Below are 25417 nucleotides of genomic sequence, written 5' to 3' on the forward strand. Positions count from 1 at the left end.
CATTCAGTTTATAAAATAGTACCAGCAGGACACACTGAGTAATCGTCTACTTTAGTATTATAACCGCCCACTGTCCCCGCCTGGAGAAACGCTGATTTCCCAATCACAGCGCTGCCCGCAAGATGGACACCAACACCTAAATGAGCGAAATCACCAAGAATGGAATCGTGATCTATTGTCGAGTGGCTATTCACAATCGTCGCCAAACCTAATTTTGCGTTGGCACCCACTACAGCTCCCGCTAACACAACAGTTCCCTCAGCAAGGGTCGCCGATGGACTGACAAAGGCAAAGGGATGTATAAGCGTTACAGGATGAATACCTAAGTCGAGCAGTTGCTGATAGAGCTGCTCTCTGACTTTATTGTTTCCGATGCCAATAGCGACATGACTGACCTTACCGATATGTAACTGAAGCTCGGAAATTTTTCCGACAATCAGCTGGTTAATTTCCTGGCAGGCAGAGGTATTATCGTCGAGGAAAACGATATCCCTATATCCCAGCAGTCTCGCTGTCTCGTACAGCGTACGACCATGACCACCTGCGCCCAAAATCAATAAGTCATGCATTGACGTTGCTCTCTTTGTCTTTAACGCCTGCACCACATATTAGTGCAACAACGAGAAGCGGGAACCAGGCGATGAGCAGCCCCACAAGACCATCAATTTTGCCTGAGGCAATAAAAAAGGCAATGGGGAAGAGCCACAGCAGATTGACGGCAATCGCCAATGATGTCACCGGAACGTGGCTGCCATATTTTCTTGCGAGGATTTGGTAGCCATGGCTGGCATGTGCTTCATAGACCTTTTTACCTGCTACGAGCCTCCTCATCAAAGTTGTTGTGGCATCGACGATAAATACGCCCAGCAAGCACAACTCAGCAATAAAGAAATGCGAGTCAACTTTCGCAATGTGCAGGATCATCAGCCCGATGGTTATCCCTAGAAAACCACTTCCGGCATCGCCCATGAAGATTTTTGCTTTCGGAAAGTTCCAGACAATAAAGCCAGCCGCGGCACCGATAAGAGCAAGCGTTATCGGAAAAATACTTCCAGGCGCGTCCGTGTACTGGTTTACAGCAATCAACATTGCACTACATGCGGCAAATGTTATTGCTTCAGCGCTGGCTAATCCATTAATTCCATCCATGAAATTATACAAATTCAACATCCAGACCAGATAAACACAGCCCAGAATCATACCAATCCAGGATAAGGAAAGATCGTAACCAAACAGCGTAATGACAGGGAAGGATCCCAGGAAATAGATGCCAATTGCTGCTGCCAGGAAATGCATCAATAGACGCCAGCGTGCCGCAATATGACCATGATCGTCAAGGAAACCGATGATGGCAACAATTCCCCCTGGAATAAACAACCCCAGGAAGCTCTCCAACGTAAGCGTATGATTAAGATAAAATCCTACTAAAGCAGCCAGGAACGTCAGGACGATCGCTACCCCACCACCTCGCGGGGTGGGTACAGAATGAGAACTTCGCTGGTTAGGGCGGTCAATAACATTATGCTTTAAGGCATACCCCCGCAATCCCCAAGTCAGTGCGTATGAGACAAAAAAAGCGAATATCACCATCCCAAAATTCATCATTATTTATTACCTTCGATATAATATTTCGCCGTTTTTTTCATCGTTTCATAAAGCGTTATCGGGGGCGTCCAGTTTAAATGTTCCCGAGATTTAGAGGCATCGACTTCCAGATCGCCAAACAGCTGATCGTAAATACCTCGTTTACCAACAGTAGAAAGTAATAACCTGAAGATACCCGTTGGGAAAGAGATCAGTTTCGCTTTAATGCCCATTCCTGAAGCAAAGGCATTAATCATATCTTTAGTTGAAGGACGTTCTGCATCTGCAAGTAAATAGAGTTGATTTTTAGATTTCTCATTCACCACGCATTCGCTGATGAAACTGACGACATTATCCAGAGACGCCAGCGCTCGCTTGTTCCTAACATTTTTAAATGGCAACGGTAGGTTTTTAGAAACCATTTTTAAAAGACGCTGTATATTACCCGGTGCATTTTCACCACAAATCAATGCAGGGCGGACAATGGTGATCGCCATATCGCTTTCTGCAAATTGATTAAGTAGACTCTGCTCAGCTTCTCGCTTGGAAATGGCGTAATCGGAAGTGGGTTGTGGCTCCGAGGCCTCAGTAAATGGGATCCCTGAGGTGGCATTACCGTTAACGCCGATTGAGCTTACAAATATAAAATGTTTAACCCCACTGGTCGCAGCATCTCTCGCTAATTTCATCGTCGCGTCGTGATTGACACGGCGAAATTCCGCTAAAGCGTCCTGAGCATCATCATTAAGGATATGCGCTCTTCCCGCAGTATGAATGACAGTGTCGCATCCCTGAAGAAGATTTATCCAGTTGGTATCGGCTGAGATATCACCCAGGTTGTAAATTCCCTGTTCAGTGTTCTCCTGCTTGCGCGTTGTTAATATCACCTCGTGTCCTGATGATTTCAACGTCCGGACTAAAGCAGTACCAAGAAACCCGGTTCCGCCCGTCACCAATACTTTCATTGATCTCCCCTATCTGCTCTATCTGATATTTTTTGCCTGCGAAGAGTGCAGGATCGCGAGAAACTGTATAGGCCACGACTGCCCGTTCTATATTCAATTGCGAATACAAGGCACGCTACCGCCCCTGGCTTAACAGCTACCAGTGCACTGAGCGATGTCTGATTAAATGATTTTTCTTGTCTGGATACAGACAAAAACTGGCGTTAATTGTCGTCCTAAATGACCTCAGAAACAAGCACAAATCGCTACAAAGCGATCCGTATTTATACCCTGTAACCCACTGTAATCATGGAATTAATAACAAAAAGCGGCAGTCATTATTTTGGTGTGATGAAATCTAACCAAAATAATGACTGCCGCTTGTTCAAGTCGTGGCTGGAATATCAGTCGTTTGCGAGCAACTTCTCAATACGGGTTCTGAACTTCGCCCCTTCCTTGAGGTTACGCAGTCCATAATTCACGAACGCCTGCATATACCCCATTTTCTTACCGCAGTCATAGCTGTCGCCGGTCATCAACATAGCGTCTACGGACTGCTTCTTCGCCAGCTCGGCAATCGCGTCGGTCAGCTGAATACGGTCCCAGGCGCCTGGCTCGGTTTTTTCCAGCTCGGCCCAGATATCCGCGTTCAGAACATAACGCCCCACCGCCATCAGGTCCGAATCCAGCGTCTGTGGCTGATCCGGTTTTTCGATGAACTCAACGATGCGGCTCACCTGCCCTTCCGTCTCCAGCGGTTCTTTAGTCTGGATCACAGAGTACTCGGAGAGATCGCCCTTCATGCGTTTCGCCAGCACCTGGCTACGACCCGTTTCATTGAAACGAGCCACCATTGCCGCCAGGTTGTAACGCAGCGGATCGGCAGATGCCGTATCAATAATGATGTCCGGCAGCACGACGATGAATGGGTTATCACCCACAACCGGACGGGCACACAGGATAGAGTGGCCCAGGCCCAGCGGCTGCGCCTGACGCACGTTCATGATGGTCACGCCAGGGGGGCAAATAGACTGCACTTCCGCCAGCAGCTGTCGCTTAACGCGCTGCTCAAGCAACGCTTCGAGTTCGTAAGAGGTGTCGAAGTGGTTTTCTACCGCATTCTTGGAGGAGTGCGTAACCAGGACGATTTCTTTGATCCCTGCAGCAACAATCTCGTCGACAATGTACTGAATCATTGGCTTGTCGACGATCGGCAGCATCTCTTTAGGAATGGCTTTTGTGGCTGGCAGCATATGCATGCCCAAGCCTGCTACCGGAATGACTGCTTTCAAATTAATCATTATTTCTTCCACCTTAAAATGGTTGACGAATTATAGCTCTTAAACCTGTTTTCGCCAGCATGATTTGCCGTAATCCTCAGGTAATGTTACGCCTTAGCCCTACAAATTTCTGTAGTTGTAATCTGAATAGATCACGCTTCTTTCCCAGGAATAGTCTCAAAACAGCTAATTGTCGATTATCTGTGCGGAAGCGCAAAGTTAAGCTTTTCCACGTTCACCACCTGCTGGTCGACCCGGTCAATATCCACCGAGCTTTGCCCCTTCTCATTCACCGCTTTAATGTTCGCCAGCGACAGCAAGGTCTCATCTTTAGCCATAAATTTACCCCGAACATCCTTGCGCAGGTCGAAGTTAATCTTCAGGGCGGGACCCACAGCGGCTTCCTGCATCACATTGATGTTGCGTAAAAAAAGATGCTGCGGCTTGTTGTGCAGTTCAAGCGTAGCACGCTGCATTTCCACGTTGGTTATCGCCACAAACGATGTGGCGTTACCGGATGAAATCTGTATTCCGCGCAATTTATACGCAAGCTGTCGATTATCGAGATGAATATTGTTGAGCTTGAAGTTCTGCGGGATGGACAAATAATCGCCTTTTATCACCCCATAGCCGATTAACATTCCGGCGCTGTTCACCATATCGACATTATCAATAATGAAATTATCACAGCCATAAATGGCCACCGTGGCGTTATCTATTCCCGCCTTTTTACTGAAATCGGGGGTAATATTTTTGGCTTTGATATTGCGGATAACAAAATGCTTACCGTTTTCAACGTGCACCAGCTGGCGACAGTTGCTGCCGGTGATGTTGGCCACCACGAAGTTCTTGACGGTTTGCTTCTCCGGATAGTCATTATCGTAGGTGCTGCCGGCGAGGCCAATGCCAATGCCCCAGTTGATCTTGCCGTTGGTGCAGTTGATGTTGTCGATGACATGATCGGAGATCAGGATATTGCGATCGTTGATGGCGACGTTCCATTCGATCGCATCCCCCTGCAGATGGCTAAATTTACTGTTGGTGATGCGGGCACCGTCCACCTGGTTGTGGAACCCCTGGCGCAGGATGGCGTAGTTGGCCTGACTCACGCTGATGTTATCAATCAGCAAATTACGCATCACGCTCGGTTTCTTGCCGCCGATGTAGATCTGCGTCACCGGGCCAAAACCGCTCATGGCCAGCCCTTTGATGACGCAGTCAGAGCCGCGAACGTCGAGCGTAATGTTCTCCGTGCGACCGGCACCTTCGCCTATCACTTTGCTACCTTCCTGCAGAACAAAGCGGCCGCGCCCGTTGCCGGTTAACGCCCCGCGGATCAGCAGCGTTTTACCGTCGGGAATGAAAATGCCCGTATTGATGTTTTCGCAGGTGAGCCCGGCGGGGACCACGACGATGTCGCCGTCATTGAACGCCTGCTTAAAGGCGGCGATCCAGTCGTTGTTATTGTACTGATTAACAGAGACCGTTCTGCCGCTTGCCGCCCGCGCGATGCGTGACGACAGCAGCGGCGTGGCCGCCAGAACGGAGAGAGAAGAGACAAAAGTGCGTCGGGTAATCTTTTTCAGCATACATCCTCGGCGTTACAACGTTTGCAGCAGGCTCGCTAACTGGCGGTTAATCACCTGCTGGTTAAAATCGGTTTCCACTTTTTGTCGGGCGTTCTGGAGCACGGGCTCCAGCTCCTGCTGGTCAATATCGCTGAAGGCTGCTAATCGGTCCGCAAGGGCCATCGCGTTATTCTCCGGCACCAGCCAGCCGGAATGGTCAGACTTAATCAGCTCCGGGATCCCACTGTGCAGGGTTGATACCACCGGAATACCCACGGCCATCGCCTCCATCAGCGCCACCGGAATGCCTTCCATATCGCCATCGGCGCCCGTTACCGAGGGCAGCAGAAACACATCCGCCTCGTCGAGCATGGCCTTGACCTCGTGGCTCGGCTTGAAGCCCGGCATCTCTACGACATCTTCCAGCTGATACTGTTCGATAAGCGTGCGCAGACGACGCTCCCACGGCCCAATGCCGAGAATGCGATAGTGGAAATCTACCCCGCGCGCTTTCAGCTGGCGGCAGGCTTCAATGGCTACATGGAGGCCTTTCTTCTCGGTCAGGCGAGCAACGGAGATGATCTGCAGCGGTTTTCCCGGCACCTTGACAGGACGGCGTGTGAAGCGCGTTAAATCCACGCCCATACGCGAAACGGCAATTTTCTCTCCCGGGCAGCCCATGTTTTTCAGGCGTCCGGCCCACAGGTCGCTGATAGGCAGCATCATGTCGCCGCGCCTGAACAGCTGCTGATACTCCGGCGTGTAGTGGTTCAGCACTTCGCGGCTGGAGATATCGATACCGTGGAAGATGGTCGCAATTTTGCCGTCAATCACGCCCAGCTCGCGCAGCTTCGCGGCTGTGACGCCTGCCGGGCCAAAGTGGGCGATAAACACGTCGGCACGATACGGCTGGGCGGTTTGCCCGCAGATGGCCGACAGGATCAGATTGCGGGATTCGGACCCATAGCGGGAAACATTCAGCGCCCGCCACGTCGACGCGCGGTGGATCCCGCGCAACGTCTGGCTGGCCCGGTGGCGCAGCTTGCTCAGCTTTCCGGACGGCTCATCCTGCAGCCAGCGGGTTTTCGCCTCCAGCCCATACTGGGTATACGCCGCATGGGTATTTTTGGTATCGCCCTTTTGCAGGGCGATAATCTCCACGTCATATCCCATATCGATAAACGCGGTGATTTGGTTCAGGACAAACGTTTCAGACGACAGCGGAAATTTCAGTAAGAAGAAACCAACCTTCATTTCCCCTCCCGCACGCGGTCAAGTACCGATTTCACCATCCCAATGCCCTTCTCGCGCTCGGCTTTCACCGCCACGGCCAGGCGTTCATTGATCGCAGGCAGCTGGCCGAGCGTATCCCCCACCATCGCGCCAAGGGAACCATCCAGGAGATGACGAATATCCACGGCCATTTCCGGCATACCGAGCTGCTGCATGATGCCTGCTGATTTGTGTTCGTAGTTGATGGCAATGGCCGGCGTGCCAAAGTTCATGGAGATAATGGCGGAGTGCAGCCGCGTGCCGACGGTCAGGTCGCAGGCGGAGAGCAGCTTGCCCATCTCCAGGTCGTTCAGTTCGTCCATCACCACATGATAGCGGGACGGATCGTTAACCAGGCTGCGCAGGTTCAGCGCCACCATGCGGTCGTCTTTGTTGTAGCTGTCGATGCCGGTGCAGGTGGAGAGCGCCAGCACCTGGTACCCGCTGTCCAGCACGCGGTTCACCACGTCGGCGAAGGCTTTCTCATACGCCGCCTGGGTCGTACCTAAACGTTTATCAAAGGGCGCCAGCTCGCGCAGGGTTATTGCGACGGTTTTCTGTTTCGACGTCACGTCGAGCCAGTGCTGCACCGCGTAGCTCGGCTGGAAGCTGTCGTCCTGGTGATCCACCAGCCACGCGGTGTCCACGCCGTGCTCAACTTTTGAGGTGTCAATTTCGCTGCGCTTCATCATGTCGAGGCTGACCGACTCGCGCAGGATCAGCGCGTCGCAGTGGCCGAAGACGTAGTTTGCGAGCTGGTTAAACTGCGGATCCTGGAATGGCCCGACGCTGTGGCCAATCATAAACAGCGGCTTTTTCGCCATAAAGGTACAGAGCGCATGCTCAAACTGCGGCACGCCGTAGAGATCGACGAAGAACGATCCGCCGACCTGAATAATGGCGTCGTAGCCGGACAGCAGACGGACAAAATCGGTAAAGCCCTGCGCGATCGCGATGTTGCGCAGCTTGCCGGTATCGGTCACGCGGGAAAGCAGCACCTGGTGCTGGTAGCGACGACGCAGCACTTTCTTCACGCGGCCCATCACGCCCGCGGCGTTATTGTGCTGTTTCATCTGGCTGTAAAGCGGGTCACCCATCACCGGGCGGTTCAGTAACCAGGATGAGCTGACCGGATAACGGCTCATCACGTCCACTTCGGTCTCAGGCTTAAGGGTGTTAATTGCATCCAGTAAACCGCGCAGGATGGCGCTGTCGCCACGGTTGCCGCAGGTATGGTTGCCAAGAATTAATAATTTCATAATGGCCTCTTAAATAACTAGCCTGCGCGAAGCAGCGTTTTCATTTTTTCGTTACGGCAAAACTGGCGCTTCATCTCCACCACCAGCGCATTGCGCGACAGCACAATCATCACGCCAAATGCCAGCGCGCCCGCGGCAACCTGCACCGCCAGCAACGCGGCCAGCGGCAGGTGAACGCTGAGAATAATGCCCAGGCCGTAGCTCACCACCAGAGTCGGCAAGGAGAGATAGAACGGCAGCCACAGGCTCAGGATGTACTGACGGTAGCTGGAGCCCAGTACCGGCTTGATCATGATGAAGTAGCTCAGAACGGTATTGACTACCTGCACCAGCAGGAAGCCCAGCGTGACGCCGATGGCGCCTGCCATATGCCCGCCGACGATAATTGCCGGAATAAACAGGAAGGTTTTGAACACGTTGAACTTAAAGCTAATATCGACGCGCGCTTTTGCCATCAGCAGGGAACCAATCGGATTCCCCACGGAGCGCAAGAGCCCCACCACGCACAGCAGCTGCAGGATCGGGATGATGCCGATCCACTTCTCGCCAAACACCAGCGGCACGAAGTTGCTGGAAACCACCATCAGCCCCAGCAGCACCGGGAAGTTGATAATCCCCACCACGGAAAGCAGCTTGTAGAAGTTTACGCGCAGCTTCTCGGTGTCGTCCTGGATCTTGGCGAAGGCCGGGAACAGGACGCGGGTGATGATCGGGTTCAGCTTCATCGGCGGCACCACCGCGACGTTGTAGGCCAGGTTGTAGCCCCCCGCCACGCTCGCGCCAAGAATACGCGCCAGCACCAGCGTCGACAGGTTGGTATTCACATAGTTGATAATGCTGTCCGCCGTCAGCCACGCGCCAAAGCGCAGGTTGGACGAGACGGATGCGAGAGAGAAATGCAGCCCGGGACGGTAGATCTTGCGGCCAAAGTAGCCGAACAGCAGCGTACGCACGGCAGAGTTAACCAGGTAACCGAGGATAGCGGTCATCGCCAGCGGCCAGAAATGGGCGCTCACCACGGTAAAGGTAAAGCCCGCCAGCACGGCACTGGTCTCGATCATGCCGATCTTGTTGAATTCCAGCTCTTTCTGCATCAGCGCGCGGAACTGCTGCCCGTGCGGGATCACCACGAAAGCAAACGACAGCGTGCGCATCAGCGGAGCCAGATCCGGGTTGTGCAGCACGCTGGCGATGGTATCGCTCAGCAGGAACACCAGCACGAACACGAAAATCCCCAGCCCCACGTTCAGCCAGTAGAGCGTGGTTAGCTCCAGATGGCTGATCTCTTTGCGCTGGATAATCGAATTGGCGATACCAAAATCAGACAGCGTATCGGCCAGCGCGATAATCACCAGCGAGACGGTCAAAAGGCCGAACTGGTGATTATCAATAATGCGCGCCAGCACGGTCATCTGCACCAGACCGAGGCCAATGATGACGATGGTCGCCATCGCTGACCACTTCGCCCCGCTGATGGTTTTTTCACGTAAGCTCATCTTAGTACGCCGCTTTGTTCACGAAACCTTTGAAGATGGTCAGAAAAACAATCTTGATATCGAACCAGATACTCCATTCACGGATGTACTCCAGATCGAATTCGATACGTTTTTCCATTTTTTCCAGCGTGTCGGTTTCGCCGCGCCAGCCGTTGATCTGCGCCCAGCCGGTAATGCCCGGCTTCACCTTATGGCGCAGCATGTAGCCTTCAATCAGCGAGCGATACTGCTCGTTGTGCGCCACCGCGTGCGGACGCGGGCCAACAATCGACATCCCACCGGTGAAGACGTTGATAAACTGCGGGAGCTCGTCCAGAGAGGTGCGGCGCAGGAAGTTCCCCACGCGGGTGACGCGCGGATCGTTCTGCGTCGCCTGAGTCACCACCTTGTCGTTTTCCATCACCTTCATGGAGCGGAATTTCCACACCATAATCGGCTTACCGTCCATACCGTAGCGGGTCTGGCGGAAGATAACCGGGCCGGGAGAGCTCAGCTTCACCGCGAGGGCAATGCAGCACAGCACCGGGGAGATGAGCAGTAAAATCAGCGAAGAGAGCACTATATCTTCCGCGCGCTTCAGCACGCGGTTAATGCCCGACAGCGGGGTGTCGTACAGCGGTACCACCGGCACGCCGTTCACTTCTTCAATGCGTGAATGGAGGATGTTAAAGGTAAAGACGTCCGGGATCAGGATCACCGAACAGGTGGTGTCCGCCAGCTCGCGCATCAGCTGCTTGATGCGGGATTCGTCTTTCATCTGCATGGCGATGTAGACGTTATGAATTTTGCCGGCTTTCGCGTCTTCAATAAGCTGTTCGTAATTGCCCGCCCAGTCCGACGGCACGCCGCCCGGCTTCGCGTCGTGGTAAATCCCGACCACTTCAAACCCTAACCACGGCTCTTTGCGGAAGCTGTCGAGCAGGACCTTACCAACCGGCAGATCGCCCGCTACGGCAACGAAGCGACGGTTATAGCCCCGGTTGCGCAGCCAGCCCGCACCGAAGCGGATCAGAGAACGGCACACCACCATGCCGACGCTGCTTATTAAATACCAGCAGAGATAGGTGACGAGGCGATTATCAAAATCATGGCTGAACGCCACCAGGCCTGCGCTGAAGATCAGGCTGAGGGTCCAGTTCTGCAGCAACAGCATCAGTTCGGTGGTCACTTTCACGCCGCGCCACGAGCGGTAGAAATCGGTCATTCCGCCAATCATCTGAAACACGACCAGCGCAATCAGGGCCATCAGCAGATGCATGTATAAGAACGGCAGCCCGCCGATCCGACACACCGCCCACAATCCACCGACCATGATGGTGATATCAGAAAAACGCTGCACCATAGAGATTAACGATGCATTCGTTCTCGCTCGTTCGCGTTTTTTTAGATTCGTCATCGTTGTTCCTGTATTCGGTTCCCCCTCCCACCGGGAGGGGCAAGTATTACTGATTCAACAGCGCCAGAATGTCCTTCGTTCGGGCTTCCATCAGCGCGGTGTCAGCACGGGACTCCACGTTCAGGCGCACCACCGGCTCGGTATTGGACGAGCGCAGGTTAAAGCGCCACTGCGGGAACGCCATGCTGATGCCGTCCGTACGGTCAATTTCCAGCGCGTGAATCGCAAAGTGCTGCTCCACGCGCGCAATCGCCCTGGCCGGCTCCGCCAGCTTGCTGTTGATCTCCCCGCTCGCCGGGAACGCCGCCATACGGTCGCGTACCAGCTCGCCCAGCGTCTGTCCCTTCAGGCACAGCAGCTCGGTCACCAGCAGCCACGGGATCATCCCGCTGTCGCAGTAGGCAAAATCACGGAAGTAGTGGTGGGCGCTCATCTCGCCGCCGTAGATGGCGTCTTCTTCGCGCATGCGCTCTTTGATGAAGGCGTGGCCGGTTTTGGACATCACCGGCGTGCCGCCCGCCGCGGAGACCACGTCGACGGTGTTCCAGGAAAGGCGCGGGTCATGAATGATTTTCGCGCCCGGGTTTTTCTCGAGGAACGCTTCTGCCAGCAGGCCGACAATGTAGTAGCCCTCGATAAACTGCCCTTTCTCGTCGAACAGGAAGCAGCGGTCGAAGTCACCGTCAAAGGCGATGCCCATGTCCGCGCCGTGCTCAATCACCGCGTTGCGGGTGTCGTCGCGGCACTCCGGCAGCAGCGGGTTAGGAATACCGTTCGGGAAGTTGCCGTCCGGGGTGTTGTGCACCTTGACGAAGGTTACCGGCACGTTCAGCACCTTAAAGCGGGCTTCCAGCGCGTCCACCACCGGGCCGGCCGCGCCGTTACCGGAGTTGATGACCAGCTTCAGCGGCTTGAGGTTCGCCACGTTGATGTAGCCCAGCAGGTGGTCGATGTACTCTTTCTGCAGGTTGATTTTTTTGTAGCTGCCGCGCTTCGCCTCGTTCACTGGCGGGAAGTCGTTGGCTTCCGCCAGACGTTGCACCTCGCGCAGGCCGGTGTCGCCGCTGATAGGGCGCGCGCCCTTGCGCACCAGCTTCATGCCGTTATAGTCCATCGGGTTGTGGCTGGCCGTCACTTCGATACCGCCGTCCACGCCCAGGTGGAAGGTGGCAAAGTAAATCTCTTCGGTCCCGGAAAGACCGATGTCCAGCACGTCCACGCCCGCGTCCTGCAGCCCTTTCGCCAGGGCCAGCTTGAGGGATTCACTGGTCAGACGCACGTCACCGCCCAGCACGATGGTCTGCGGTTTTAAATATTCGCCGTACGCGCGGCCAATGCGCCACGCGATGTCTTCATTCAGCTCTTCGCCCAGCTTGCCGCGAATATCGTAGGCTTTAAAACAGGTTAATTTTTCCATGATGACCCCTTTTTCAGGCAACAGTCGGCCCTGACCACTTAATGGCCAAATTGATTTTTTTGTCATTCGCAGGCCCGGTAAGCGCAGCGCCACCGGGCATAATGCAGAGTGCTACACCCGCCCGTAGCGGTCCTGGAAGCGCACGATATCGTCCTCTTCCAGATACGAGCCGGAGCGCACCTCAATTAAGTCGAGAGGAATTTTCCCCGGGTTCTCCAGACAGTGTGTCGCCCCCAGCGGAATATAAATGGACTCGTTTTCACCCAGCAGTTTGACTTCACCGTCGATAGTGACTTTAGCGGTACCCGCAACCACCACCCAGTGCTCGGCGCGGTGATGGTGCATCTGCACCGACAGCCCCTCGCCCGGCTTCACGGTGATGCGTTTCACCTGATAGCGGTCGCCTGCGTCGATGGAGTCATATTTCCCCCACGGACGGTAGACTTCGCGGTGAATATGGTGCTCGTGACGGCCATCGGCCTTAATTTGTTCAACCACTTTTTTAACGTCCTGCACGGCGTTACGGTCGGCAATCAGCACGGCGTCCTTTGTCTGGACAACCACCAGATCCTTCACCCCGACCGTGGTCACCAGGCCGGATTCGGCGTAGACGTAGCTGTTTTCCGTTTTGTGGCTAATAACATCGCCGTGGTGGACGTTACCCTCCGGGGTATGGGCGCTGATCTCCCACAGGGAGGACCAGGAGCCGACATCGCTCCAGCCCGCATCCATCGGTACCACGACGGCGTCCGCCGTACGTTCCATCACCGCATAGTCAATGGACTCTTCCGGGCAGGCGAGGAACGCCTCTTCATCCACGCGGATGAAGTCGAGATCCGGGTCCACCACCGCCATCGCTTTCTCGCAGGCGTCCAGAATATCCGGGCGGTATTTGCGCAGCTCTTCCAGATAGCGTCCGGCGCGGAACAGGAACATCCCGCTGTTCCAGTAATACTCACCGCTGGCGACATACGCCTGCGCGGTTTCCAGATTCGGTTTTTCAACAAACTGCGCCACGTCAAACGCCACGCTGTCACCTTCACCCGGCGTCACGCTGCCGCGACGAATATAGCCATATCCGGTTTCCGGCAGATCCGGCACGATGCCGAAGGTCACCAGCTTGCCGCTCTCGGCGTAAGGGATCGCCGCACGCACCGCGTCGCGGAAGGCGTCTTCCTGCTGGATAACGTGGTCTGCCGCCAGGACCAGCATCAGCGGGTCACAGTCCGGGCTGCTGCGTTTTGCCGCCAGCGCCGCCAGGGCGATCGCGGGCGCGGTATTGCGTCCGGCAGGCTCCAGGATGATGTTTTCGGTGAGCTTATTCAGCTGGCGCAGCTGCTCGGCAACAATAAAGCGGTGCTGTTCGTTACAGATCACCACCGGGCTTTCACACTCCACGCCGTGCAGACGGTTTACCGTCGTCTGCAGCATGGTGAGATCCCCTTTCAGGCAGAGGAACTGTTTTGGATAGAGCACGCGGGACAGCGGCCACAACCGGCTACCAGAGCCACCAGCCATCACAACCGGATACAAAGTGGTTTGACTCATGATTTATCCCCGTATATCTGTAATAAATTGGCTCAGCACGTTCTCTTTTTCGAGCGTGCGTTCGGCATATTCACGTGCCACCGTGTTCACTTTTGGCATGGCAAGCGCCTGCTCAATTCCGGTTACCAGCGCCGGGACCGATTCCGGCTCCACGCACACGGCAATCCCCGGATAGCTGTCACACAGCTGGCCTAATTCTGTTTCGGCTTCTGCCGTGATCACCGCGTTACCGCCCACTGCCAGAATGTTGGTCAGCTTGGACGGCAGCACCGCGTCCGCGGCGCCGCGTTTTTGCACCACCAGATGGCAGTCGCCCATCTTCAGCAGCGCAGGCAGTGCCTCGTAAGACTGAAGCGGGAAAAATTTCACGTTGGTCAGGCCGCGTTCCCCGGCCATTTTTTCCAGCCGCGCCTTTCCACCGCCCTGCCCGACAATCACAAACGTCCACGGATGTTCACTCAGCAGCTGGGCCGCTTCAATCACGCTTTCCAGCCCCTGCTTTTCGCCGATGTTGCCTGAGTAAAGAATGATTTTTTGATCTTCAGGCAAACCGAGCTGCGCGCGCAGGGCATGAGCATCCTGCTCAGTTACATCGCGAAAACGCGCCACTTCTGACCAGTTCGGGAAGAAAATGACTTTCTCCGCCGGGACGCCCTTCTCCTGCGCCTTGTTCATCATCGAGCGCGAGATAGTCGAGACGTAATCAACGTTGTGCAGGCCGCTGCGCTCAAACGCGCTGGCGAGCTTCGCGACCTTGCCGCCCTTGCTTTTGCCTGCCATCCCCAGGCCCAGCATGGCGTCAACTTCGTAATCCTGTATGTGCAGCAGAGTGCGCGCGCCGGAGAGTTTGCCCAGCAGGCGCATGCCCGGCGTGCAAAACAGCGTTGGCACCACGCCGATGATGCGATCCGGCTTCCAGCGACGCTGCGCCATCAGCGGGAAGAAGCTGCTCAGGGCAAAGCTGCCCAGATGAAGTAACCGTTTCAGCGTTGAGGGCTGCTTAGGCACATACAGCGGGCAGCGCCAGACGGTCGCTGCACCCTCTTCGCGACGGTAGCGCCAGCTTGAGTAGCGCTCCCCGACTTTCCACTCCGGGTAGTACGGCGGCGCGGTAATGACCCGCACGTCATGTCCCTGGCTCGCCATCCATTCGACCATCTCGCCGGTGTATTTCCCGATGCCGGTTAATTCCGGCGAGTAGTTGATTCCGTATACGAGGATCTTCATATGCCCGGCACCTCGGCCTGACGTTCAGCCAGGAAATAGGCACGACTGTTGTCATGCACATTGTCGCTGGCCAGCAGCGCCTCTGGCGTCTGCCAGCGGTAGTCGTCATGCTGAGAATCAGGCAGATGCAGGTCTGCCTCACTCACCTTCAGGCGGAACCCCAGCACGATGTAGTGCGTGGTGAACCCGGTGCCTGAAAAGTTATCGTCATAGAAGTGCTGCCAGACCCCGTAAAACTGGCCCGCTGCCATCGGCAGCTGCAGGCCCAGTTCCGCCAGAGTGAGACGCTCAAACGCATCGCTCAGCGTCTCATCCTTCTGTACGCGCCCGCCGGGCACGAACCAGAAGCCCTGTGCAGGACGGTTGGTTCGTTTCCCCAGCAAGAACTCGCCGCGTTCGTTCTCCACGATCAAATCAATTGAGATGAGCGGAGTGGAACGCACTACCGTGGCAAAATCTTCCTGACTTAAAAACATCGTTACCCCCGGAAGCGGTGCTGGTTTTCCAGAAACCACTGGTAGGTACTGGCCAGACCCTGCTCCAGTGACACCTCGTGATACCAGCCCAGCTGATGCAGACGGGTCACGTCCAGCAGCTTGCGCGGCGTGCCGTCCGGTTTCGTCGCGTCAAACACCACGCGGCCCTTGTAGCCCACTACCTGCGCGATGGTTTGCGCCAGCTCGCGAATGGTGCAGTCCACACCGGTACCGACGTTGATGTGCGACAGCATCGGCTCGGTGTTCTCCTGCCACACCTCGCGATCCAGCTCCATCACGTGAATGCTGGCGGCAGCCATGTCGTCCACGTGCAGGAATTCGCGCATCGGCGTACCGCTGCCCCACACCACCACGTCCGGCGCGTTCTCGGCGGTCGCCTCGTGGAAGCGGCGCAGCAGCGCCGGGATCACGTGCGAGTTGCTCGGGTGGAAGTTGTCGTGCGGTCCGTACAGGTTGGTCGGCATCACCGAACGATAGTCGCGGTTGTACTGACGGTTGTAGGACTCGCACAGCTTGATCCCGGCAATCTTGGCAATCGCGTACGGCTCGTTGGTCGCTTCAAGCGTGCCCTGCAGCAGTTCGCTCTCGGCGATCGGCTGTTTCGCCATTTTCGGGTAAATACAGGACGACCCGAGGAACAGCAGCTTATTCACGTTGTGCAGATGCGCGGCGTGAATGATGTTGCTCTCGATCATCATGTTTTCGTAGATGAAATCCGCCGGGTAGGTGTTGTTAGCGACAATGCCGCCCACCTTCGCCGCGGCCAGATACACCTGGTCAATGCGTTCGTTAGCAAAGAAGTCCTGTACCGCGCGGCTGTCGAGCAGGTTCAGCTCGTCGCGGGTGCGGACAACCACTTCGACGTCACCGCGCTGTTCGAGCTGGCGAACAATCGCGGAACCCACCATTCCGCGATGACCGGCGACAAAAATACGTTGTTTTGTCATTCTCAGGACTCCAGCGCGATGGCAACCTCGTAGCCATGAGACTTGAGCAGGGAGTGTTTTTTCGCTGCTTCAAGATCTTTGGCTACCATCTCGGAAACCATCTCCTGCAGAGTGGTTTCTGGTTTCCAGCCCAGCTTCTCGTGCGCTTTGGTTGGGTCGCCCAGCAGAGTTTCCACTTCAGCAGGACGGAAGTAGCGCGGGTCAACCTGCACAATCACGTCGCCTGGCTTCACGCCCGGAGCGTCGTGGCCGGTCACGGAAACAACGATACCTTTCTCTTCCACGCCGGTACCTTCGAAGCGCAGTTTGATGCCCAGCTGTGCCGCGGCCATTTCAACGAACTGACGTACGGAGTACTGCACGCCGGTCGCGATCACGAAGTCTTCTGGCTGTTCCTGCTGCAGCATCATCCACTGCATTTTCACGTAGTCTTTGGCATGGCCCCAGTCACGCAGGGAATCCATGTTGCCGAGGTGCAGGCAAGACTCCAGACCCTGCGCAATGTTGGCGATAGCGCGGGTGATTTTGCGGGTCACGAAGGTTTCGCCGCGACGCGGAGATTCGTGGTTGAACAGGATGCCGTTACAGGCGTACATGCCGTAGGATTCACGGTAGTTCACGGTGATCCAGTAGGCGTAGAGTTTGGCTACCGCATACGGAGAGCGCGGGTAGAATGGCGTGGTCTCTTTCTGTGGGATTTCCTGCACCAGACCGTACAGCTCAGAGGTGGATGCCTGGTAAAAGCGAGTTTTCTTCTCAAGGCCGAGGAAGCGGATTGCTTCCAGCAGACGCAGCGTACCCATGGCATCAACGTCGGCGGTGTATTCCGGGGATTCGAAGGAGACCGCTACGTGGCTCATCGCGCCCAGGTTGTAGACTTCATCCGGCTGAACTTCCTGCAGGATACGGGTCAGGTTGGAGGTATCGGTCAGGTCGCCGTAGTGCAGGTGGAATTTCGGGTTCGCCGCGTGAGGATCCTGATAAATATGATCCACACGTTCGGTGTTGAAAGAAGATGCACGACGTTTAATACCGTGTACTTCATACCCTTTTTCCAGCAGGAACTCTGCCAGGTAAGAACCATCCTGCCCGGTAACGCCGGTGATGAGAGCGACTTTAGACATGTTTATATTCCTCTACTTATGAATTTAATCAGTTTCAACGCGTTCGCGTATCACCACTGCGGGGTTGCCACGGCAAATTTTATTTGCCGGTAGCGATTTAAAAACGCTGCTGCGGGCACCGACTACCGTGCCATCGCCAACAGAAACACCCGGTGCAACAAAAACATCCGTTGCCAGCCAGCATTTTTCACCTATCGCAACAGGCGAAGCGGTAATATCAAAATGCTTACTCATAAAATCGTGGCTGCCGGTGCACAAATAACACTTCTGTGAAACCACCGAATTTGCACCAATCGTTATTTCGCCAAGGGTATATAACACCGCGTCATCCCCAACCCATGCGTAATCCCCAAGCGTTAATTTCCACGGATAGGTAATTTTCACAGAAGGTCGGATGACTACGTTTTTTCCGATTTTTGCGCCAAACAGGCGCAATAAAAAAGCTCGCCAGCGATACATTATTTGCGGCGACCAGGCAAATAACGTTGCCTGAACGGCCCACCACAGCTGTACCTTAATACCGTTCCCGCCCCGAAAACCTTTCGGCACGGAGAAACCTTTTAAATCCTGCATTGCGTTTCCTTATATTCAGGCTTTGTTATATAAGGTTTTCGTTTTGCCTGTGGTACGCAGGCGTAATAAATAAGACAATTCCGCCCAAAACCCCGGCACGCGTAATATTTTACGCTGTACGTTTTTGGCGTCCTGGCACAATTCCAGATTATTAGACGTTGACACGCCGCCCATTGAGAATTCAGACACCAGCCCTTTAATTCGACGGAACGGATAACCTGATTTATACAGGCTGGCTGCCAGCGCATAATCGGAAGACACTTTATACTGTAAATCGTAAGGCTGTTTTTTCAGCCCCTTTACCGGGAAGAAAATGGCCTGATGGCTGGCCGGCAAGCTGTGATAGATATACCAGCCTGGCTTCGCGCTGCGGCACACTTTATGTCCGTCGCCAAAATCGAGCAGCGCATCGCCAATATACATGGCGTCCTCTTTCTGGCGAGCCAGCTGACGGGCAAACAGCGCCACGTCTTCATGGAAAATATCGCCCGAGTTCAGGAAGATGGCATAACGGCCTTGCGCCATGTTGATGCCTTTATTCATCGCATCATAGATGCCTTTATCTTTCTCGCTGATGTAGCGTAAGTTGAACTCACCGTTGAGTTTTTCCAGAAACTCCGCCGTGCCATCGTTCGAGCCGCCGTCGACCACAATCCACTCAAAGGTGAGGCTTGGATCGCGCGCCAGGTTGCGCAGCGAGCGCCAGGTTTTTACCACCCCTTCGTAATTACGAAAAGCGACAGTAATGACGCTAAGAAACATAAATCACCTCATTTCGTCATACGTTCGTAATATTAAGCGCCTTGCGCAGAATAAACGGACAGACAATCAAGAAAGCATATTCCGGGCTAAATATTGACCCGGTAAAAAACAGCGACACCGGAGTAAACAGATAAAGCTGAACGCGAAAGTTCTGGTTATCACCAAACGCGTTAATCATCATTTTGAAAACTTTAAACAGATACCACAGGGTCAACAGTACGGCGAACCACGAAAAATAAATAATTAACAGATACAGACCATTGTCTATGGTTTTACCGACATCCGCACCGTTAAAGATTCCGAATGATGCAACATATTCGTAAAGTGAGCCGAATCTTACTACCCCATCAATATGGGTTAAGGAATAACCCACCATCACCAGTGGCCCAATGATGCGATAATAGGACGAAGACCCTTCCGTTCCCAAATCACCCAGACGTTCTGAGATGTACGGGAAGGCAAATATCACGCCTACCATAAATACCGTCAGGGAGATAATCGCCAGCGGCAGTTTGTTCTTAATCGCATCTTTGTTCAGGTACTGGAACGCCCACTCCAGCAGGTAAAACAGGATAAATGTCATTACCCCTGAGAACGATCCAGACAGAACAATTCCTGCAAGAATCATAGCATCGGTCTTAGGCGTTTTGATACCAAACTGTTTGATGCTGAGCCAAATTGAGATTAACGCCAGAGCGAAAAACGCCGGTTCAAAATAGAGGGCCGTAGTACGCTTCCCGCCAAACTTGATGAAGTTCAATACATAGCTGTTACTGTAAATGAGATATTTCGAAATTATCTCCATCAGGCTGCTGCCGCCGGTGAGAATAATTTGCGCCATCTCCAGTGCGGCAAGCATAACAATTAACGCAACGGCAATATAAAAGAACCTAAGGATTTTCCGATAATTGTGCGGAGAAATAGTTTTAAACCGAATACTCCAGACCATTCCGATAATAATAACAATATAAACAAACAGCATGGTCGACGTGACGTATTTACTCGCATCCAGCGACTGGCCAAAGATGTAGTTAAACAGCGTCAGGCCCGTGCCCAGACCTAAGGCAATCATCAGCTTCTTGAGGTTGATTTTATCGACATACAACAGAAGCAGAACGGGCAGGAAGGTTACGATGGTTATCGGGAAGCTTTCGCCGAGCTGGGCAATTTTGACGTTGACCAGCAGGTAGATCAGCGGCAGCAGCAGATAACTACAGATTCTGATAGAACGAGACATATTCCTCCAGCATCTGTTGTCCACTGTAGGCCTTGCGGCTGCGGTTGCGGAACGATTCCAGGTCTGTGCCAAAAACGATCTCAGCAATCTGCGCCTTCGGCAGCTGTACCAGCGGCAGGACCTCCTGCTCCGTGAAGGTTTTCCCGCCGGACTTTTCCAGCACTTCGCGCGCCGCATCGCTGTGGGTGGCGATCACCGGCACGCCGATAGAGAGCGCTTCGCAGAGGATCAGCGGGTAATTATCCACGCGGGAGCTGAACACCAGCGCGTCCATTTCATTCAGCGCGCTCATCAGCTTGCGCTTGTCGGTCTCAAACCCGTGGTTCACCACGTTGGCCCCTTCGAACGGTGAAAACTTGCCGAAGGTGTGAAGCTCTATCTTGTCACCCAGCGCCATCATGTCGCGCACCAGCTGCTGGTTGGTTTTACCGTCGTAACGCAGGTCATGCGCAACGATAGCAATTTTCGGTTTGCCCGCGGTTTCGGCCACCGGAGTCAGCTCGGCAAGAATGGCTTCCGTCGCTACGTCGATGCCGTTGTTGATAATCTGACAACGCCCTGCCCCGTACAGGCTGTTGAAGGCATCGGCCACGTGCTGGCTCGGGGAGATAAACGTACAGCCGAGCGAGAGCATGTCGCGGAACAGCTGACGCTTTCCGGCCACCAGCTGATGCGCGCGATCCACCTTCACCGGCGGGTAGTTGCTTAACGTCGGGCACTTCTGGCAGTTATCTTTCCAGCCTTCGCAGCCGTCGGTAAACGCGCAGCGTCCGGTCACGCTCCAGTGATCGTGCAGCGTCCAGACGAATCGGGTGTCGGGCTTGTGGGCTTGCACCTTCTGACAAAACGCCACCACCTCTTCCAGATTCAGCCAGTAGCTGTGCAGCACGTGAAAATGCAGCACAACCGGGCCGGTCGTGCGCGTCACGGTGCGGTAAAGGTTGTTCAGGTTGCCAAACAGATCGCGGTTAAACAGGCGGAACAGCGCAATGTTGGCAACCGAGGTCAGACGCGGCGTGTGCTTGTGCACCTGCGGGAAGTTATCGTGGCTGACGCTTTTCTTGCCGCCTTTGCCGTAGCCGTAAATAAAACGAGACTGTAGTCCTTTTTGCAGCGCGCGCTGGTGCAGATCCAGGGCCACGCCAGCCGCTCCGCCTTCTGCGAGGCGTACGTTAAATTGCAGAATGTTCATTTAATCACCTTCACGCGGGCTTTTTCTCCCACCACCAGCGCGTTATCCGGAATGCTGTCCAGCACTACGCTGCCAGCACCAATCGTGACGTTATTACCAATCGTAATGTCACCGATGATTACCACGTTCGCCCCCAGCTCGACGTTATTGCCGATGACCGGGCAGGCCAGGCTGTCAGGCCCGCGGTTGCCAATGGTGACCGCATGACGAATGGTGAAATCATCCCCGGCGACCACAAACTTGTTGATCACCACCGCATAGCCGTGATGGATGGTAAAGCGGCGGCCAATGGTGGCAGCGGCCTGAATTTCATAGCCAAAAAAGCATTCGGTAATGATGCGGTACAGCACCAGCACGGGCGCCGCCCAGATATTGTTCAGCACACTTTTCTTACGCCACACCGAGCAAAAGTGCGCGATGCGGTACGCCAGAACCATGCAGCACGGACGCAGGCTCCAACTGTTAGCGCGGCAATCTTCCAGAAACATTATTTCCCCCGAAGTCCATCAGCCAGGCGCTTGCCGTTACGCACGGACAGCAGCGTCAGCAGCGTGCGCCAGTTCATGCGCTTATTGCGGATCTGATAGAGGGTAAAGAGCTGATATTTACGGCTGGCACGGTCAAATTTGTCCTTGTGCTTGCGGTAAAAATGGAAGTAGCCCGAGAACTTCTTCGGCGACGAGGTGATCTGCATCTCCCCGTGGTTGATGTGCAGGATCTGCGTGGCCTCTTCCACTTTCCACGGCTCGCCATACTCCACCACCATCCGCAGGAAGATGTCGTAATCCTGCGCGGCCTTCAGTTCGGTATCGAACAGGCACTCTTTAAAGCGCCACGCCCAGGTGAAGACCTGGTTACCAATGATGTTGCGCTTGTAAAACAGGCGTCGAGAGTACGGTGATTTCGGGTACAGCGGCAGGCTCGCGGGCTGCGAGTACACCTCGCCCTGACAGACATAGTCGTTGGCATACAGGAAAGCGTGCGTGACCAGCTGCTCTTTATGCGACAGGAAAATAGACAGGCGGTTCGGCGTCCATTCGTCATCGTCGTCGATCCCGGTCAGATACTGCCCTTTGGCCTGCATAATCGCCTGATTACGTACAGCACAGGCGCCGGAGTTAATCGCGTTATGCGTATAGACCACCCGCGGGTCGTTGAGGTCAGTCACGAATTTTTGCAGCTGTTCATACGAGGAAGAGCAGTCATCCACGATGATCAGCTCCCAGTTATCGTAATCCTGTCGCAGGACGGATTTGATGGCGCGGATCGCCAGCTGCTGACGATTCCATGTCGGCATATAGATTGATACTAAAGGGCGTTGTGTGGTCATCTTTTCCCCTCACCCCGGCCCTCTCCCCACAGGGGAGAGGGTGAAAGGCAGCCAGTGGTTATCATTACGTTCGTCCCCCAAATCCCGCACCGAACTGTCCCCTCTCCCCTTTGGGGAGAGGGTTAGGGTGAGGGGGTGGGGTGTGTTTTGTTATTTACTGTCAGATTTATATTCGTACTCGTAATAGCCGTAATCCTGGTACCCGGTCGCGCGGCGGAAGATGGAGTTCAGGATCACCCCTTTCACCTCAATCCCGTTCTGCTCGAAGCGGCTCAGGCTGGTTTCCACCTCTTTCAGGGTGTTCACCGCGTAACGCGCTACCATCAGCGTGGTGCCCGCGTGGCGGCCAACGACGGCCGCGTCGGTCACCGCCAGAATTGGCGGCGTATCGATCAGCACCAGGTCGTAATTTTTGCTCGCCCACTCAATCAACTGGGTGAAACGTTCGCTCATCAGCAGCTCGGACGGGTTAGGCGGCACCTGACCGCGAGGGATCAGGTCAAATTTCGGCACCGTTGTAGGTTTCGCGCTCTGGCTGATTTCACCTTTACCGAGCAGAATTTCCGACAGACCGTTAACGTTGTTGGTGCCCAGCAGCTCGTGGGTGTAGCCCTTACGCATATCGCAGTCGATCAGCAGCACGCGCTTGTTGGTCTGGCTGACCACCGCCGCCAGGTTGGCGCAGACGAAGGTTTTACCAATCGACGGGCTGACGCCGGTTAACATCAGGACGTTGTTTTTGGCCTGCATCATGGCGAAGTGCAGGCTGGTACGCAGGCTACGGATCGCTTCGATGGCGAGGTCGGTCGGGTTACCCACCGCCAGAAGCTGGCTCTGTTTGTAACGCTTGACGCCCTTGATGGTTTTGACGCTGTCGCGGGATTTTTGCCACTCGGACAGCGGAATGCTGGCATAGACGTTGATACCGCTCTCTTCCAGCACCTGCGGGCTTTCGATACCGCGGTTGAACAGCGAACGCAGCAGCACGCCCACGATGGAGAGCATTAGGCCGAGAATAATGCTGCCGAGAATAATCAGCGCTTTCTTCGGCTTCAGCACGCCAGGCTGGGTAATGGCCGGGTCAACGATGCGCACGTCACCGACGGTACTGGCTTCGGTGATTTTCAGCTCCTGCTGCTTGTTCAGCAGCTGCATGTAAACCTGCTGTCCGGACTCCACGTCGCGGGTCAGACGCACGATCTCCTGCTGCGTTTTCGGCATCGCGGTCACGCGGTCATTGAGCTTCGCCTTCTCCTCTTCCAGCGTGCGGCGTTTCTCCAGCAGCGTGCGGTAGGCCGGGTGACGTTTGGTATAAAGCTTGGAAATCTCCGCCTCTTTGAAGGTCAGCTCGTTGAGCTGCGCATCAATGTTGACCATCGAATCGAGGACCGATTTCGCCTCCAGCGGCAGGTCAACGGAGTCTTTATCCTGACGATAGGCGTTCAGCTTGTTCTCGGCATCATCCAGATGGGCGCGCACTTCCGGGAGCTGTTTCGCGAGGAAGGCCAGGCTTTTCGCCGCTTCTGCCGACTTACGCTCAACGTTCTGCTCAAGATAGTTGCGGGTAATGCTGTTCAGGATGTCGCGGATTTGATCCTTATCTTCACCGGTAAAGGTCATGCTCAGCACGCCGGTGTCCTTACCGTTTTCGGTGACGGTCAGGTTGTTTTGCAGATTGTTGATCATCCCCAGGGTGGAGAATTTAGTGACGGTGAATTCGCCGCCCTCCTGGGCGTTGATGGCGCTAACCATCATGCTGACGCCGTCTTTGGTCAGCATCTGCCCCACTTCGCCGCGCGCGCTAAAACCTGCGTCGCTGGTTAGCTGGTACTGTTTCGGGCCAAGCACCTTCAGGGTAAACGTCTGATCGCCTGCCCCTTTCGGCAGCACGAAGTCAGTGACTTTCACCGTGTCGTTGTTGCGCCCCATCAGACGATCCCAGCCGGCACCAAAGACCGGGAAGGTATTTTTGGTGACGGAGATATCGAGCCCGAGGTCGTGAACCGTTTTACCCAGCACCAGGCGTGACTGTATGAGCTGAATTTCGGCGTCGGATGCCGGCGGCTTGTTCGCCAGCGCGGAACCAATGTCCTGCACCAGCGAGTTGCCGGTATTCTGCTCGATCTGTACCAGCGCGTCGGCGCTGTAGATAGGGGTGGCGAACAGCGTATAGACGACGGCCGCCGCGGCGAACACGGCGGTAATGCCCAGCACCCACCACTTTGCCTCTACAACAGTGCCGACCAGGCGCCCAATATCAATTTCATCACTGCCCGAAGTCGGGGCGGCAGAAGGTCTCGTTTTTTCTGTCATTGTTATCCCTGCTGAACTTTCAGTGCCTGCGCCCACTGTTGGGCAGACTGGTCAAGTAAGGTGTAAACCGCCTCAAAGGCCTCATGGCTTTTGCGATACGGATCGGGGATTTCACGTTCATTGTCCCAGTGACCAAACAGCATCACCTTGCCGCGCATCTCCGGAGCGATATCGCAAAGCGCATGAATATGGCGTTTTTCCATCGTCAGGATCAGGTCATACTCCCGGCACATGCGGCCAGTGACCTGGCGGGCCACGTGGCCGTCGAGAGAGAGGTGATGATCCCGCGCCACGCTCGTTGCGCGCTCATCGGCACCTTTACCGACCAGTGCACCCAGCCCTGCCGAATCAACGGTCAGTTCGGGCTGGTAGTGTTTCAACAACCGTTCAGCCGTAGGGGAACGGCAAATGTTCCCCACGCATACCACCAGAATTTTGTTAAACATCGCGG

General features: G+C 54.9%; 23 protein-coding genes. All 23 read right to left on the reverse strand.

Annotated features, from left to right (window positions below; translation table 11 throughout):
* Nucleotides 1–8 precede the first annotated feature (8 nt).
* Nucleotides 9–569: a sugar O-acyltransferase gene (locus ACOTZC_RS14530; RefSeq protein WP_047174554.1), complete on the reverse strand. Its 561-nt coding sequence runs from the start codon at nt 567–569 to the stop codon at nt 9–11.
* Nucleotides 562–1605 carry an MraY family glycosyltransferase gene (locus ACOTZC_RS14535; RefSeq protein WP_045403037.1) on the reverse strand — a complete coding sequence of 348 codons (1044 nt, stop codon included), beginning with the start codon at nt 1603–1605 and terminating at the stop codon, nt 562–564. The genes ACOTZC_RS14530 and ACOTZC_RS14535 overlap by 8 nt, the downstream gene beginning before the upstream one ends.
* Nucleotides 1605–2549, reverse strand: coding sequence for an NAD-dependent epimerase/dehydratase family protein (locus ACOTZC_RS14540; RefSeq protein ID WP_045403034.1), 945 nt, complete (start codon nt 2547–2549; stop codon nt 1605–1607). Before ACOTZC_RS14540 ends, ACOTZC_RS14535 begins: the two co-directional genes overlap by 1 nt.
* 383 nt (nt 2550–2932) lie before the next feature.
* Nucleotides 2933–3829, reverse strand: coding sequence for a GalU regulator GalF (gene galF, locus ACOTZC_RS14545; RefSeq protein WP_029742022.1), 897 nt, complete (start codon nt 3827–3829; stop codon nt 2933–2935).
* A gap of 176 nt (nt 3830–4005) precedes the next feature.
* Nucleotides 4006–5397, reverse strand: a complete 1392-nt coding sequence (gene wcaM, locus ACOTZC_RS14550) for a colanic acid biosynthesis protein WcaM (protein ID WP_126303438.1) — start codon at nt 5395–5397, stop codon at nt 4006–4008.
* 12 nt (nt 5398–5409) lie between these two features.
* Nucleotides 5410–6630 (reverse strand): colanic acid biosynthesis glycosyltransferase WcaL, encoded by a 1221-nt coding sequence (gene wcaL, locus ACOTZC_RS14555; protein WP_126303439.1) that lies wholly within the window; start codon nt 6628–6630, stop codon nt 5410–5412.
* On the reverse strand, nt 6627–7907 hold the full coding sequence (gene wcaK / locus ACOTZC_RS14560; protein ID WP_045403025.1) for a colanic acid biosynthesis pyruvyl transferase WcaK: 1281 nt from the start codon (nt 7905–7907) through the stop codon (nt 6627–6629). Before wcaK ends, wcaL begins: the two co-directional genes overlap by 4 nt.
* A gap of 17 nt (nt 7908–7924) precedes the next feature.
* A complete protein-coding gene (gene wzxC / locus ACOTZC_RS14565; RefSeq protein ID WP_421635834.1) occupies nt 7925–9403 on the reverse strand; it encodes a colanic acid undecaprenyl disphosphate flippase WzxC in 1479 nt (492 codons plus the stop codon).
* A gap of 1 nt (nt 9404) precedes the next feature.
* Nucleotides 9405–10799: an undecaprenyl-phosphate glucose phosphotransferase gene (gene wcaJ / locus ACOTZC_RS14570; protein WP_163353987.1), complete on the reverse strand. Its 1395-nt coding sequence runs from the start codon at nt 10797–10799 to the stop codon at nt 9405–9407.
* A gap of 46 nt (nt 10800–10845) precedes the next feature.
* A complete protein-coding gene (gene cpsG / locus ACOTZC_RS14575) occupies nt 10846–12216 on the reverse strand; it encodes a colanic acid biosynthesis phosphomannomutase CpsG (protein WP_163353988.1) in 1371 nt (456 codons plus the stop codon).
* A 111-nt stretch (nt 12217–12327) separates the two neighbouring features.
* A complete protein-coding gene (gene cpsB, locus ACOTZC_RS14580; protein WP_421635835.1) occupies nt 12328–13764 on the reverse strand; it encodes a mannose-1-phosphate guanyltransferase in 1437 nt (478 codons plus the stop codon).
* Between the two features lie 3 nt (nt 13765–13767).
* Complete coding sequence (wcaI, locus tag ACOTZC_RS14585) at nt 13768–14991, reverse strand: colanic acid biosynthesis fucosyltransferase WcaI (protein ID WP_023312397.1); 1224 nt, start codon at nt 14989–14991, stop codon at nt 13768–13770.
* Nucleotides 14988–15467 carry a GDP-mannose mannosyl hydrolase gene (locus ACOTZC_RS14590; RefSeq protein WP_047174547.1) on the reverse strand — a complete coding sequence of 160 codons (480 nt, stop codon included), beginning with the start codon at nt 15465–15467 and terminating at the stop codon, nt 14988–14990. The genes wcaI and ACOTZC_RS14590 overlap by 4 nt, the downstream gene beginning before the upstream one ends.
* A gap of 2 nt (nt 15468–15469) precedes the next feature.
* A complete protein-coding gene (fcl, locus tag ACOTZC_RS14595) occupies nt 15470–16435 on the reverse strand; it encodes a GDP-L-fucose synthase (RefSeq protein WP_013097874.1) in 966 nt (321 codons plus the stop codon).
* A gap of 2 nt (nt 16436–16437) precedes the next feature.
* The gene (gmd, locus tag ACOTZC_RS14600; protein WP_421635836.1) at nt 16438–17559 is read right to left on the reverse strand and encodes a GDP-mannose 4,6-dehydratase; all 1122 of its coding nucleotides are present in this window, start codon (nt 17557–17559) and stop codon (nt 16438–16440) included.
* A 24-nt stretch (nt 17560–17583) separates the two neighbouring features.
* Nucleotides 17584–18132, reverse strand: a complete 549-nt coding sequence (gene wcaF / locus ACOTZC_RS14605) for a colanic acid biosynthesis acetyltransferase WcaF (RefSeq protein ID WP_421635837.1) — start codon at nt 18130–18132, stop codon at nt 17584–17586.
* 15 nt (nt 18133–18147) lie between these two features.
* Entirely contained in the window at nt 18148–18894 is a 747-nt protein-coding gene (gene wcaE / locus ACOTZC_RS14610; protein ID WP_033145980.1) for a colanic acid biosynthesis glycosyltransferase WcaE, read from the reverse strand.
* Between the two features lie 16 nt (nt 18895–18910).
* Entirely contained in the window at nt 18911–20131 is a 1221-nt protein-coding gene (gene wcaD, locus ACOTZC_RS14615; RefSeq protein ID WP_322408113.1) for a colanic acid polymerase WcaD, read from the reverse strand.
* Nucleotides 20106–21323 carry a colanic acid biosynthesis glycosyltransferase WcaC gene (gene wcaC, locus ACOTZC_RS14620; protein ID WP_252040197.1) on the reverse strand — a complete coding sequence of 406 codons (1218 nt, stop codon included), beginning with the start codon at nt 21321–21323 and terminating at the stop codon, nt 20106–20108. Before wcaC ends, wcaD begins: the two co-directional genes overlap by 26 nt.
* Nucleotides 21320–21811: a colanic acid biosynthesis acetyltransferase WcaB gene (wcaB, locus tag ACOTZC_RS14625; RefSeq protein ID WP_045403001.1), complete on the reverse strand. Its 492-nt coding sequence runs from the start codon at nt 21809–21811 to the stop codon at nt 21320–21322. Before wcaB ends, wcaC begins: the two co-directional genes overlap by 4 nt.
* Nucleotides 21811–22653 carry a colanic acid biosynthesis glycosyltransferase WcaA gene (gene wcaA / locus ACOTZC_RS14630; protein ID WP_023312403.1) on the reverse strand — a complete coding sequence of 281 codons (843 nt, stop codon included), beginning with the start codon at nt 22651–22653 and terminating at the stop codon, nt 21811–21813. The genes wcaB and wcaA overlap by 1 nt, the downstream gene beginning before the upstream one ends.
* 150 nt (nt 22654–22803) lie before the next feature.
* A complete protein-coding gene (gene wzc, locus ACOTZC_RS14635) occupies nt 22804–24966 on the reverse strand; it encodes a tyrosine-protein kinase Wzc (protein ID WP_023312404.1) in 2163 nt (720 codons plus the stop codon).
* A gap of 2 nt (nt 24967–24968) precedes the next feature.
* The gene (wzb, locus tag ACOTZC_RS14640) at nt 24969–25412 is read right to left on the reverse strand and encodes a low molecular weight protein-tyrosine-phosphatase Wzb (protein WP_023312405.1); all 444 of its coding nucleotides are present in this window, start codon (nt 25410–25412) and stop codon (nt 24969–24971) included.
* Between the last annotated feature and the right edge of the window lie 5 nt (nt 25413–25417).

Origin of the sequence: Enterobacter cloacae complex sp. SHL009 (assembly GCF_049237205.1) — a bacterium.
Taxonomy (GTDB): domain Bacteria; phylum Pseudomonadota; class Gammaproteobacteria; order Enterobacterales; family Enterobacteriaceae; genus Enterobacter; species Enterobacter cloacae_M.